Raw genomic sequence first — 16,164 nt, 5'->3', positions numbered from 1 at the left:
GAATTCCGGGAGAAACTGCACCTCTACACCGCATCTAATGAAGGGGCTATCTGTGATGCAGTCTCTCACGGATCATTGACTCATTTATTGTACATAAAGAACGAACTGTTAAATCTCTTCTTCCACATATTCATTCACATCAGGGCCAGCTGTGCTACCGCCCAATATATGAGAGGCCTGTTGTTTAATCGTTGGATACTCAAAAAATTGACTGATTTTTAATTCCATTTGCAACTTTCGGTTAGTCAACTGAACTGCATGCATCACTTTCAGGGAGTTCCCGCCGCATTCAAAGAAATGGTGGGCGGTGCCTATCGGCTTCACATTCAGCACTTCTTCCCATATGTTTATTAGCTGTTCCTCCACATAATTGGAAGGTGCCTCATACGTTGTCTCTGATTTGACTGCGATCTCAGGGCGAGGCAACGCATGGCGGTCTATTTTCCCGTTTGGCGTAAGTGGGAGCTGCTCCAATACCTTGAAATAGGAAGGAACCATATAGCCTGGCAAACGGGCTTCCATATAGGATTGCATATCCACCCGATTGATTTCTTTCAGGACGGTAAGGTAAGCACACAATGTATCCTGCCCACCCGAATCTTTGACAGCTACAACCGTGGCTTCACGGACATGCTCATGCGAAATCAGTACCTGTTCAATCTCCCCAAGCTCGATCCGATAACCTCTCAGCTTCACCTGATGATCCATTCGCTCCAAAAATTCAATCATTCCGTCAGACTGTCGGCGTACCCGATCACCAGTACGGTACATTCGTCCATGAAGCTGATATGGATTGTTGACAAATTTGGCTTCAGTCAGCTCTTCATTGTTCAGATAACCGAGACTTAATCCATCACCTGAGAGATAAAGCTCTCCAGGTACTCCATTTGGAACAAACTGTTGATTGTCGTCCAGAATCCATGCAGATGTGTTCGCAATGGGCTTGCCAATCGGAAGACTTCCATCATTGTCACCTATGGCTTGTACAGGGTAACTTGTTGCAAACACTGTACTTTCCGTAGGACCATATACGTGAATCAGTTTATCTGCTCCCATATGAGAAAGAGCTCTTCGGGCATGGGAGACCGAAGCCCGCTCCCCTCCAAACAGGAGTTTTCGAAGTCCAAGCAAACAATGAGGCGCACGATCAACCAGCAGGTTGAACAAAGCAGTCGTCATAAAACAGACCGTAATTCTCTCCTCTGTCAGCACTTTGGACAATTGGTTAATATCCAGCAGTGTCTCCTGTTCAATCATGACCAGCCTCGCGCCGTTTAATAGTGCTCCAAAGATGTCAAATATCGAGCCATCAAAGGCATAATTTGAAAGCTGCAATATCGAATCGGATGCAGAGATCTGAATATAATTTGTATCTTTCACTACCCGAATGGCATTGGCATGGGAGATCATTACACCTTTTGGTTTCCCCGTAGAGCCCGAAGTGTAGATAATATAAGCCAGATCGTCTCCGGCCTTATCCTCGGATGCCAAGGTTGGTGCTGATTCCTTCATGCCTATGCTCTCTAATCGGATGGTGTCTTCAACATTGGCATGTACATTCATGACTTCAGTGACGCCTGTGAAATCCTCCATCCATTGTTTCTCCGTAAGCAGCAAGGCGGCACCGCTGTCATGCAGCATGTGCATAATGCGCGCTTTTGGCCATTCGGGATCGATCGGTAAATAGGCTGCCCCGGCTTTGAGAATTCCAAGTATACTTATTATCATCTCGAAAGAGCGTTGTACCATTAACCCTACGATGGACGATTGCTGAATGCCTTGCATGCGCAAACGTTCCGACATCTGATTCGATTTCTCCTGCAGCTCCAGGTAGGTGAACTGTTTTTCATGCATGACCAATGCAACTGCATCCGGAGTTCGCTCTGCCTGTTCGTCGAATAGCTGAGATAATGTCTTTTCTTTGGGAAATGGTGTCATCGGACCATGGGATAACAGCTCCATCTTAGGTCTATCCCGCTCACCAATAAGAGTAATCTCTTTTACTCGAATATCCTGGTTTGCACTAATTTGCTCCGCCACACAGAGAACATGATCACCCAGACTATTCATCAGATCTGAATCCAGAACGTTACAGTTATAAGACCATTTAAGTCTGAATGTATCGTCCAGGACAGCAGTTACACTCAAATCATAGTGCGTGTGCTCGTTGCCATAAACGCGCTCCAGCGTTACTCCTGTCACATGCTCCGCCGCAAGGCTCGCAGCCTGTTCATTACCAAAATTTTGGAATACCAGTACATGGTCAAGCAAATCAGCTTTTAATTCACTTTGATCCTGTATATCTGCCAGGTGAACATAGCCATACTTTTGACCTTCCATCCCTTCCTGTTGAACCCTGCGGAGAACATTGGCAAAAAGCTCATCCGATTCAAGCTTCACCCTCGTAGGAATCGTGTTAATAAACAACCCGACCATATTCCCTATTCCTTCAACATCTGCGTCTCGCCCGGAAATGACTGTGCCGTATACGACATCTTCTGTACCACTGTATCTGCACAAGACCATGCCCCATATTGCCTGAATCAACGCATTAAATGTAACCTGATGGTTCACAGCGAACTGTTTTAGCCGACTTGTGAGTTCACGCGGGAATTGAATTTCCTGCTCCCGCAACGTTGGCGCTGCTGTATCCAGGTTAGTCCCTGTTTTGGGCAAAGAGACTCGTTCATAGTAGCCTTGGAGATACTGTTTCCAATACGCCAGTGCTTCCTCCTTGTTCTGTTGATCAAGCCAGTCGAGGTAGTCCCCCAGCGGCCTGGTTTCTTCCAACATTTCAGGCTGCCCAGCCTGCTGACTGGCATAAATCTCAAACATTTCACGAATCAGGATGTCCAGACACCAACCGTCCAGCAAAATATGATGATGACTGATGACCAGCGTGAACGCATCCGCCCCTCTGGAGATCAGACAAAATCTGATTAATAACTCCCGGCTGAGATCAAACCCTCTTTCCTGATCAGCAGTCATGAACTGCTCCATCCGTTGAAGCTGTTCATCCTGGCTCTTTCCGGTCCAATCCAGCATCAACCATTCAGCCTGCTGCTGGTCAATAATAAGCTGGCGAGGTTGCTGCACAAGATGATATTCAAATATGGAACGAAGCCCTTCGTGACGCTGTATCACCCGCCCTAAGCTGTATTTCAATATCTCCACATCAACGTTACCCTTTAATTCCACAAATACCTGCTCAAAATAGGCGTGTGATGTTTCTTGCTCCAGTGAATGGTACAACATGCCGGATTGCATAAGGGTCAACGGATAAATTTTGCTGATCACAAGTGGATCAACTCTATTTTGTATGGCTTCCAACTCCGCTATGGACACAGGATGCTTCCCATAATCGGACGGGGTTCTCTCTGAGCCCTGCTTGTTCCGGCAGTGTTGAACGATTTGATACAAGTTATACATGAACAACCGATTAAGCTTTTCAGCAATCCCAGCTTCGTATACTCCATCACTGTAAGTCGTATGAATGGTGAACTTCCCATCTATTACAACTGCATTTATTTCAAAATCATGAGCTCTGATGAGTTGCCCACCCATCGTTTGTCCTACCGGGATATATGACGAACTGAACAAGCTCCGTTCCAGACTGCTGTCCAGTTCACCCATATAATTGAACAAAATAGGTGCTTCCTTTTCATCTGCAAAACCATGCTGATCAGCAGCCATATACTTGAGAATTCCGTATCCGATGCCTTTATTGGGAACGGCTCTCAGTGTTTCCTTGACTGTTTTAATTGCCTCGGGCAATTCCGGCTCCTGAAACAGGTCAAATACCACCGGATATACGGATGTAAACCACCCCACCGTTCTGCTGACATCCATCTCGGTTGCGAGCGCTTGTCGGCCATGTCCCTCCAGCATAATTTTAAACCGGGCTTGAGCAGTCATCTCGGTTACACTTAGCATAAGTGCAGTCAACAGAATGTCATTAATCTCGGTTTGGTAGGCTCTGTTTGTCTGTTGAAGAAGCCAGCCGGTTTGTTCACGATCAAGCTCAGATACAAGGGTAGCGCTATGACCATGGTCATTGACCGTGTACGTTGTTTGGCGCTGAGAATCCAGGAATGGCGTATACACACTAGACACTTTGTTCCAGAAGGCCTGCTCCTTTTGCAAAAGGTGATGTTTGGAATAAGACCTTAATGCAGCAGCAAATTGCTGGTACGAGACGGTTTGGGGTCCCACATCAAACGGCTTTTGTTCAACCCCTTGCATGTATAACCATTCAAAATCTTCGAGCAAAATTCTCCAGGACACACCATCCATGACCAAATGATGAATAGTAATTAACAGGTGATCGCCTTCATCAAGCCGGAAGAGCCGGAGTTTAACGAGCTGTCCCTCATGAATCCGCATTTTCTTATGCAATAACGATGCCTGCTCTTCAATGAATGCCTCTGCCTCTGGTTGTGCTGCGCCTCTGACATCCACAATATCGAACTCAAACATACCGCTTCTATAGCTCGGGATAGTCTGGATCATTTCTCCAGAAGAGTTATATTCATAAACCATCCTTAACACGTCATGATGCTCCATCAGTTTATCGAAACTAAGCCGAATGGCGTTCTGATCGAACCCATCCTGCCTGAATAACATAAAAGCCTGATTGTAATGGTTGTGATCCGTATCGTTTCTTGCAAAAAAGCGCTGCTGAATGGGCGTTAGGAAAACCTCACCTGTCACCTCAGCATTCCCAGTAGTTGGGGTCTGGGACTGCTTAACATATGGACTAAGCTGCCGGATCGTCGGGTTGGCAAAGAGATCCTTCATCTCTACTTTCAAACCCAGCTTGGACAATCCGGAAATCGTCTGAAGTGCCTTGATGGAATCCCCACCCATAACAAAAAAGTTGTGATGAATCCCAATGGAATCCAGATTCAAGATGTTCTCCCATATCTGAACAAGCTTCTGCTCTTTGTCATTCCTCGCTGGTTCATACTTCGCGTCATCCAGTATGCGGTTGCCCGGTTCAGGAAGTCGAGAGCGATCGACTTTTCCGCTTACCGTTCTTGGCAAGTGATCCATTTTGACAAAATGGGCTGGTATCATATATGAAGGAACCTGTAACTCAAGTCTCTCACGAACGTCCATAATGGAGATCTCCGGATCAGCAATTACAATATACGCACTGAGATAATCATTACCGCGGTCATCCTGACCTGCATTAACAAACGCCTCTTGAATTACCTCCAGGCGGGTTAACTGGTACTCCACTTCCCCCAGTTCAATTCGATAACCACGGATTTTAACCTGATCATCCTGTCTACCAACAAATTCAATGGTTCCATCCGGTAGCCATTTGGCGGTATCGCCTGTACGATACATTTTCCGATCGTTGTCTACAGGTGAGTCCACAAACTTCTCTGCCGTAAGATCCGGTTGATTCAAGTAACCGCGTGCTACACCTTCACCAGAAATACACAGCTCACCGGGTACACCAACCGGCTGAGGACGATTGTAACGATCCATAATCAGAATACTTGTATTCCGGATCGGTCTACCAATCGGAATCGTTCCTGATCGCTCGCCTATCCCATACATGATTCTGTTCCAAGCCGCGTCCACCGTGCATTCCGTCGGTCCATATACGTTTGTAACGTTTGCTCTCATTCCAGGGAGCGTGGTATATACTTCATCGAGAAGGTCGAAGGTCAGCACGTCCCCACCAATGATCAGCTCTTGCAGTTCATACTGCTGTTTGCATCCGTTCGAGGCCAGAGTGAGCAATTTCAGATGAGCAGGCGTACCATCGGACACATGAATATGATGATGAGCATAATAATTCAGCAAAAGATCTGCTTCCCAGACTGTGCTCTTAGGCACGATATGCAGTGCATGTCCCAGCAGCAAAGCAGCAAAAATCTGCTTCACCGAGGCATCAAAGATATATGGCGCAATCAATGCAATATTCAAAGGGGTCTCATAGTGCTGATATATCGCTTCCACCAATCCGTCCACCAGATTGTGAACATTGTAATGTTCAACAACGACGCCTTTGGGTTTGCCAGTAGAACCCGAAGTATAAATGACATAAGCCGCATCGCTGGAATGGTTGATCAAGTCCGGTTCACGTACTGGTTCACGTAGCCCTGAACGATCCAATGCATCCAATAAAATAACTGTACCTTCAAACACAAGGTCATCCACCATGGAATGATCTGCTGTACATAATAAACGCGCACCACTGTCAGTCAGCATATAACGCTTACGCTCAGTAGGAAGTTCAGGATCGATCGGCATGTAAGCCGCACCTGATTTGAGCACACCTACAATCGCAACGATCATATTTATGGAGCGCTCAACCATCACAGCTACAATGTGATTTGGTCCTGCTCCTTCCTGACGTAACTCGCAAGCCAGGACATTCGCCCTCTCATTCAACATGCGGTAGGTCAGCTGTTCATTCTCGAAAACTAAAGCGATGTTGTCCGGATTGTGTTCAACCTGCTCCATAAACATCTGGACCAATGTTTTGTCCCGTTCATAGGCCTGTCTCGGCGGGTTGAACCCTGTCAGAACGGTTTTCTCAGGTTGCGTCAGAATATCCAATTGATCCAGTCGTACTTCTGGAGCAGCAGCGACCTGTCTCAATATCTCGACAAAATGTTCAGCAAAGCGCTGAATACGCTCCGCCCGGAACACATCCGTGTTATATTCCAGTTCGAGATTCCAGCTCAGGTTGGTTTTGTTCATTCTGGCCGTCATATCAAATTTGGAACGTTGAATGCCATCTTCAAGCAAACCGGCCTCTACATCGTTCATCTGGAGATCAAGATGATCTGTATTTTGAACAAGCATGACGTCAAACAGTGGATTGCGTGAAGGATCACGCTTCACATCAACCTGTTCCACCAAACGTTCAAATGGATATTCCTGATGCTCATAGGCCTGAAGTGTGTTCTCCTTCACCTGTTCCAGATATTGCCGGAAGGTATAATGGCCCAGCGGCGCATTTCTGAGAACTATTGTGTTTACAAACATGCCGACAACACGGTTGAGATCATCATGATTCCGACCTGATACCGGCGTACCAATCAGGATATCTTCCTGTCCGGTATATCTGGAGAGCAGCGTTGTAAATGCCGAGACAAACAGCATATACATGGTGGCTCCCTGATCATTGGCCAGCTGCTCAAGCGCAACCGTCAGTGTTTCATCCAGATGCAAACGAATCTGATCACCATTAAACGTCTTAGTCTTCGGCCGTGCAAAATCCAAAGGCAGGTCAAGAACCGGAACCTCTTCCTTCAATACATCAGCCCAATATTTCTCATGCCGCATCGAGTCACTGTTAGATTGTCGCTCGTGTACCCAGAGTGAATAATCCTTGTACTGTGTAGCGACAGGTGGCAATTTTTTGCCATTGTAGAACTCGGCCAGTTCATGCAATAGAATCCCTATCGAAATTCCATCTGAAATCATATGATGCATGTCAAACAAAAGGACATGTTCATCTGCTTTGGTTTGCACAAGTTCAGCCCGCATCAGCGGAGCTTTTTCTAATGAAAAAGGTTGTACCCACTCGGATAGAACAGGTGGTTCCCCTGCGGTATGGAGGGAACTATACTGAACTTCAAAGTCGACGCTTGGCATAATTCGTTGAGCAGGCTTACCCTGATTCATGACAAATGAAGTTCGAAGCGATTCATGTCTTGCAATCAGGCGGGAGAACGCCTCATTCAATTGTTTTTTATTTATGCTTCCCTTTAATTTCATAGCAAGAGGCATATTATAGGCTGTATCCGTAGGATCCAGATTGCTCAAAATATAAATTCTTTGCTGCGCTGCTGATAAATCATACAAGGACTGCAATGGCGCATGGGGAATAGATGTATATTTGCTTTTTTTATGATCCAGAATGAATTGGGCCATGCCACGGATTGTAGGCGTACGGAAAATCTGTACCAGTGGCATTTCTACCTGCATCTCCTTGTGTAATCTGGAGATTAGTATGGTCGCCAGCAGGGAATGTCCGCCAATATCAAAGAACCGGTCATGGACACCCACATTTCCAATCTTTAGAATGTCCTGCCAAAGAGTGACCAGTGCAATTTCAACCGGATTCCTTGGTGGTTCATACGCGATAGCTGTTCGGTTGTCCGATAGTGTCGGAATCGGCAATGCCTTACGGTTCACTTTACCATTAGCTGTTAAAGGCAAACGATCCATTATGACGAGATGGGCAGGCACCATATACGAAGGCAAACACCGAGTCAATTCTTCTTTAATCTCATCGATGAATCCCACAGGATACCCCTCATGACAAACCACATAGCCGCAAAGAAATGTCGAACCTGCCGGGTCTGTATGCGCGACAACTGTCGCCTCTAACACCCCTGGGTTCTGCAAAAGCAGATGTTCAATCTCTCCAAGCTCAATACGGAATCCCCGTATTTTCACCTGATCGTCCATACGACCCAAATATTCAATATTGCCATTCGAAAGCCAACGAACCCAATCTCCGGTCCGATACATCCGTTGTTCTGGATTAAACGGATGTTGAACAAACTTCTCTGCCGTTAACTGCGGCCTGTTCAAATACCCTTTTGCAAGTCCGGCTCCGCTTATGCACAATTCACCCGGAACCCCTATAGGCGAAAGCTGGTCACTGCCACTCAGAATAAACACGTTGGTATTCGGCAGTGGTCGACCTATAGGAATATTGGAATACATCTGATCTATGGTAAAACTTGTGGTGACGACTGTATTTTCAGTTGGTCCATAATTATTTACAACCTCATAGTTTCGGGATTCAAAATAATTCAGCTTGTCTCCCCCCGTCAGCAATGTTCGAAGGGAACGATTCTCCTGCCGGATAAACTGCTCGCAAATCGCTGTAGGCAGGAACGCAATACTAATCTGATGCTGATGGAAGTAATCATTGATGCGCACCACATCCAGCCTGATTTCATCCTGAATCAGATGTACGGAAGCTCCTGACAACAGGTATGGGAACAATTCCCACACAAAAGCATCAAAGCTCAAGCTTGCATAGCTGGCACTGCGATCAGCATCGGTAATCTGATACCGTTTATGATGCCATGTACACAAATGAACAAGCGATTGGTGTGAAACCATCACTCCCTTGGGCTGACCTGTGGAACCTGATGTGTAAATGACATAAGCCAGATCCCGACTTTGCCCCCGTATTGGTTGCAAGGAAGAGGAGACCAGAAATTCGTCCGTTTGCAAAAGTTCAGTCTGCAAATCAATGAGATGGACAGAGCTTTCTTTTCCCTGAACGACATGTTCAAACCGTTCCTTCGGTGTTAATACCCATTGGGTCTGACTGTCTTCAAGCATGTAATGGATACGATCATTTGGATAGGCTGGGTCAATGGGCAAATATGCTCCGCCTGCTTTTAGAACCGCCAGCATTCCGATCACCGCATCGATTGAACGCTCTGCGAGGACCCCGACGATGTTGTTATCACGCACTCCTTTTTTCCGTAGTAGATCAGCAAGCTGTTCACTTCGTTGGTTCAACTCGCGATAGGTTACATGATTTTCGCCCATCACCAGAGCAACATGATCCGGTGTACGTCTCACTTGCTGTTCAAAGAGCTCATCCACAGTTTGATGCAACGGATACTCCATAGATGGTGAATTAAAGGTATGAATCAACTGATCTCTTTCTCTCGGAGACACACTTTCAATCTCGCTAAGCGGCTGTTCCAGACCGGATATCATGTTGCCTACTAAGGCAATATAGTTTTCACTCATGCGCTGAATGGTTTCCTGACCAAACAAATCGGTGGAGTACTCCACGTTAAGCACGATTTCATTTTCAAACTCAAGGATGTTGAATGTCAGATCAAATTTTGCATTATCCAGATTAAACATGACAGGCGACACCTGCATACCCTCTTTTTCACGAGTAAACAGCGAAGCGTTCTCTAGCGAAAACATCGTGTCAAACAACGGATTACGATTGAACTCACGCTGCGCACCTGTTTTTCGCACCAGTTCATCAAATGCATACTCTGAATGTTCAAAGGCTGCTACGGTTGATTGTTTGATTTGCTCAATAAACTGTCTGACCGTATCCGATTCGTTCATCTGGTTTCGCAATGCAATGGTGTTCACAAATACTCCAAACATATGTTGTAACGGCTCATGCAGACGGCCAGAGGCAGCCGTACCCACAACCAGGTCTTTCTCATGTGTATACCGGTGCAGTAATAGGAAATAGGCACTAAGCATCACCATATACAACGTTGATCCGGTATCCTTGGCAAGCTGCCTGATGTCGCAGGTCAGGCTCTCGCCCAAGTGATTGTAGATGTTGTTTCCTTCATACCTGTTAACTTCAGGTCGTTTGAAGTCGTACGGAAGCTCAGGTGTTGGCGGGGTACTACTATATATATCCAGCCAGTACGCCTCCTGTTTCGCCATCTCATCCGAATGACTGTACTGTTCCTGCCATGCCGTATAATCCTGATAATGCACATCAACGTCTGGCAGAATTGAGCCACTGTAGAGCTCCAGCAATTCGTTCATCAATATGCCTTGAGATGTACCGTCAGCCACAATATGGTGGAAATTTATAATAAACAAATGACGTCCATGGCCAATTCTCACCAGTTTTGCCCTCATTAAAGGAGGCTGGCGGAGATCAAAAGCTTGAGTGGACTGTTTGCACAGGTTGCTTGTCAAACGAATGAGTTCATGGTCATTTGTATCGAGTTCTCCAAGATCATCATATTCAAGTTCAAAGGCTACGTTTGTATGAACCGTCTGAATAAGCTCATCCTCTATCACTTCAAATCCAGTTCTCAGTATTTCATGCCTCTCAATAAACGTTTGAAGCGCTCTCTCAAGCCGTACGAAGTGTACTTCTCCTTCCATAAGCAACGCCATGGGAATGTGATAAGCTCCCCTATTATTTTCAAGCAGCGAGAGGGTGTACATGCTTCTCTGGGCTGCAGAAGCCTTATACCGGTCACGGCGACTTAACTTCTCAATGATCACAGCAGGTTTGACATGTGCTTTGGTAACCAAGTATTGTTCCAAGCTGTATATCGTATCATTTCGGAACATTTCGCCAATGGGAACTTCAACATGAAGACGCTTCTTCACTTCAGCCACCATTGCCATAATTTTCAGCGAATCTCCGCCGAGATCAAAACAGCTTACGTTCAGGCCAATCTGCTTCAAGCCAAACACATCACTCCAGATCTGAAGCAGCTGTTCCTGAATGGAATTGACAGGCTCTGTATCCACTACAGCATGTTCACGAACAGTGAGTTGATGCTGCCTTGCCACTTGTTCAAGTGTCGCTTTGTTGACCTTGCCATTGGCAGTAAGCGGAACTTCATCTACATTCAGGAACATGGACGGAACCATGTAATTTGGTAATTTACTTTGCAAAAGGGCTTTCAGTGGCAGTGTGTCCACATCCTGATCTGTAACAACAAAGGCAAAAAGGCTCTTGACTCCGTTCTCGTCAGCAAGATCAATAACGGCTGACTTTTGCACATCTTCAGCTTGCAAAAGTACGTTCTCAATTTCACCAAGTTCTACCCGATAACCTTTGATTTTGACCTGGCTATCTTTTCTGCCCAGGAACTCCACATAACCTTCGGATCGAAGGACACCAAAATCGCCTGTCTTGTAGATGTACCCGAACTGTGGATGAACAATGAATGACTGTCTTGTTTTTTCCTCGTCATGAAGATAACCGCTTGCTACACCGCTTCCTCCAATGTACAATTCCCCCTCAACATCTACAGGGCATGGTTGAAGTTGTCTGTTCAGCACATGAATTTGTTGATTGGCTAGTGGTCTACCATAAGGGATACTCTTCCATTGCTCAGACACTGCCGTGATTGGGTAATAGATGGACCATATCGATGCTTCAGTGGCTCCTCCCAAACTAACCACCTCAGATTCAGGAAATACGTCTACTATTTTCTGAGGAAGCCGCAGAGATATCCAGTCACCACTAAGCAATACCAGACGAAGGTCGTTGTTCTGCTCTCCCGGTGAATACAGATCAACACACATGTCCATAAGAGCAGGAACCGAATTCCAAATGGTGATTTTTTCTTGTTCCATCACGTTCTTGAGCTGAAACATGTCACGCTGATCATCAATAAGAACCAGGCAAGCCCCGCTGCTGACTGCGCCGAAAATATCATAGACGGATAAGTCAAAACATAATGAAGATATGCCCATCATTCGATCACTGGATGTTACGTTGAATCTTTCATTCATATCCAGGATCGTATTGGCTGCTGCGCCGTGCTTGATCTGCACACCTTTGGGCTTGCCCGTGCTGCCAGAAGTAAAAATAACATAGGCCATATCATCATTCGTCACTCTGCTGTTTATGGATTCCGCAGAGTAGGTTTCTAACGATTCCGTCTCATATAGCTCTGGCATGATGAAAAATTTACAGTTGGCCTTTTCGCGAATATATTGCTTACGCTCCTCCGGATAGTCCGGATCAAGCGGAATATAAGCTGCTCCCGCTTTGAGCACACCGAATATATTCACAATGGTGTCAATGCATCTCTTGCCATACACACCAATATAATCGCCCCGCTGTACTCCGTGATCGATCAAATACCTAGCTATCTGATTCGATCTGCGTTCCAACTCTATGTAACAAATGGAACGTTCATGATGCTGAATCGCCACCCGATCTCCTAATCTGGTCGCTGTTGCAGTTAACAGGTCATGCAGAGGCTTCAGAGTAAACGGTTTGCTCGTATCGTTATACTGTTTGATGAGTTGCCTGCTCGCTTGACTTAACTCAAGCTTGGTAACTTGTGTTGCAGAGATCACTTGGTTCAGAATGTTCAGATACTGCTGGAACATAGATTCAATCACTTCTTGTTCAAACAATTGATCCACAAAGTCCCATGTGATATACAAACCGCCATTGATTTCATAGACCTGATTATCAATATAAACCTGTGAGGTTCTTGTACTGAAATACTTGATCTGGTCAAAGTTAAACAAAGCGTCAAATGAATCTTCCACATTTTCATTTAAGACACTTGTAAATACAATTGGCATGACTGCTCTTTTGTGCATATCATGTTTTTTGCCCAATTGTCTTATAAAATCAACGCCATCATAATGTCTGTGATCCAATGCATCCAGCAATGAATGTTGCACTGACTCTGTAAATGTCCAGAACGAATTCAGAGATTTTTGGGCATCAATATCCAGCAGCATCAGCGTTGTAAAGTCTCCCGCCATCCTCTTCACATCTTCATGAAACGGAATCCGGTTAAATACGGTCAGGTTGACCCCAAATCTCTCCTGGTTTGACCAATGCGCAAGTACATAGGCATAGGCTGCGCATAAAATGGAAGTTGGGGTAACGTTATGCTGCCTTGCCTGCTGTTTAAGCTTGTTCCAATGTTCACCCGTTATAAAGTTCGAGAATTTGCTGAATTGGGGCACGTTTATGTCTGCCGGATTACATTTGAGCGGCAAAGTCGGAGAACCCGGAAAGTCTTCCAGCTTGTCCATCCAGTAGCGCTGATCCTTGAAATAACGTGCAGACTGTTTGAAACGTGCCATTGCCTGAACGTAGTCCCTGAAATTATATTGAAGCTCCGGCAGCTCCTGATCCCCGTTCGCATAGAGCCATTTGAATTCCTTGATGAGCAGTTTCAAGCTGCTGTCATCACAGATAAGCGGGTCCAGATTCAGATAAAAATAATATTGATTCTCTGACATCCGGTAAGCTTTCATTTCAAATAATGGCCAATCGCTTGGAACAATCACTTTTGTCATCATTCGTTGTCTCTCTGCTTCCATTTGCGAGCTACGATATGCCGTATCCCATTCTGACACGTCTATCACTTCTACCGTGTATAACGGTGGACTTTTCAATATTTGCTGTGTCCCGTTCTCGTACACAACTGTTCGTAATATAGGATGCCTATTGATCAATTTCTGCAAAGTTGCATTAACCAAATCCATATCCGCCTCGGCCTCGAATTCGACCGTAAAATTGGTTGCAGCTCCACCCAGCTCAAATGCAGGGTCACGTCCAATCAAATAAGCCAGCTGAATACCCGTAAGACCAAATGGCTCAAGCATATTGGCAGGATCACCTTGATCCGTAAAGTAAGCCTCCGTGTTATCCTCATCATTATTTTCTTCCAAAAATGTTGCTATATTTTGGATCGTTCCAAGACGGAAAAGCTGGTTTAATGGCAGACTTGCACTTAAATCCTCATTAATCCGTGCAATCACTTCAATGGCATTAAGGGAATGACCGCCCAGATGTGCAAAACTGTCATTTACACTCAATTGCTCGATCTGTAGTACATCCTTCCAAATCATGGACAGGTGTTGTTCCAACTCTGTTGTCGGAGCAACGTATTCCCTGCCTGAATGGATGCTGCTATCCGGCTCAGGTAATTCACTTTTGTTAATCTTGCCATTAGCAGTCAACGGAAGCAGCTCCAGTTTGACATAATAGCTTGGCACCATATACTCCGGTATTCTCTGTTCCAGGAAAAGACGCAGCTCCTCAATCGAGGTTTCTTGGGTCAACACCATATATGCACACAGATAGGCATGGCCTGCATCGTTTGTTCGCATCATGACAAATGCCTCTGCTACCGCATCATGCCGGGACAAATGGGTTTCAATTTCACCCAGCTCGATCCGAAAACCACGAAGCTTCACCTGTTGATCCATTCGATCCAAAAATTCAAGGGTATGCTCAGGCGTCCAGCGAACCAAATCACCCGTGCGGTACATCCGTTCTGATGTAAATAAGGGATGCGGAATGAATTTTTGTTCTGTGAGTTCATCGTTATTCAAATAACCGAGCGCAAGTCCATCACCGGATATGCATAATTCACCGGTTGCTCCAACAGGGACGGGATGATCATGCTCATCCAATACCAGAACGGAGGTATTAGCGACTGGAATGCCAATCGGCACTGTAAGCGCTTCCTTTTCGATTTCATTTACAGGATAATATGTGGCAAAAACCGTGCTTTCCGTAGGTCCATAAACATGAATAAGCTTATCGCTCCCCATATAATCAAGCGCTTTTTTTACATGTGTTAACGAAACTCTTTCCCCGCCAAAGAGCACTTTGCGAACCGATTGGAAGCAGGATATTTCACGTTCCACGATAGCATTAAAAAAAGCAGTTGTGATGAACATAACGGTAATCCCATTTTTTTCAATGGACCGGGCCAGGCTGGGCATGTGAAGTGCCTCTTCCTTCTGAATAATGACCAATCTTGCTCCGTTCAGTAGGGCTCCAAATATTTCAAACACCGATGCATCAAATGAATAGTTGGACATCTGAAGCATGCGGTCCTGCTCCGTAATGGTGATGTAATTGGTATTACATACAACACGAATGGCTGATCGATGAGAGATCACCACTCCTTTGGGGAGACCCGTTGATCCCGATGTATAAATGATGTAAGCCGGATCTTCTGCCTGATTAATATCCGTCAATGCATCGGATGGAAAGTCACAATAATCCTCAATGGTGGGATGAATAACCTCCAAACCGATACATTCTATGTAATTCTCTTCAGGATGAGATGTCAGCAGCATACATGCCCCACTATCCTTGAGCATATAATTCACTCGTTCCCTAGGTGTTTCGGAATCAATCGGTAAATAAGAAGCCCCTGATTTGAGAACGGCTATTAAAGCAATTATCATTTCAGGGGATCTCTCTAACATAATACCGATTATTTTGTCGCGGTCTGCTCCCTTCTGACGAAGAAGTGCGGCAATCTGGTTTGAATACTGATCTACTTCCTTGTACATATATTGAATGGTGTCTGAGGCTACCGCAATGGCATCGGGATGCAAGCGGGCCTGTTCTTGAAATAACTGATGGATGGTATGATTGCGGGGATAGTCTGTTCTATTCTCGTTCACTGTCGGATTCTCTCTGATATTGGAATGTCCAGTAATCATAACGATATCCTTCCTTTGCAAGCAGAATACTTTTATTATATTATCCTAAAATTTCCATGTCAATCTATTTACTTATTTGCTTTATTAAGTAAAATGAAAGTAAAATTTGGCGAATATTCTGAGCATAACTCGACAGATTCTAGTATACATGCTACTCTATTTTTGTATAATTTCCTTTATTTTTCAAAAAAAGCCGTGATAAAAGGAGGAAACCAC

At 45.2% G+C, this 16,164-nt stretch carries 1 protein-coding gene; it reads right to left on the bottom strand.

Annotated elements, in window-relative coordinates:
* Nucleotides 1-108: 108 nt before the first annotated feature.
* The gene (locus ACE04G_RS14745; protein WP_449004454.1) at nucleotides 109-15,948 is read right to left on the bottom strand and encodes an amino acid adenylation domain-containing protein; all 15,840 of its coding nucleotides are present in this window, start codon (nucleotides 15,946-15,948) and stop codon (nucleotides 109-111) included.
* Between the last annotated feature and the right edge of the window lie 216 nt (nucleotides 15,949-16,164).

This window comes from Paenibacillus sp. AGC31, from assembly GCF_057334655.1.
Note: the sequence above shows the minus strand (reverse complement) of the source record. Positions and strands in the feature narration are given on the sequence as shown.

Coding starts and splice junctions, on each gene's coding strand:
- ACE04G_RS14745 (WP_449004454.1), bottom strand. CDS start 15,948: ATGATTACTGGACATTCCAATATCAGAGAGAATCCGACAGTGAACGAG.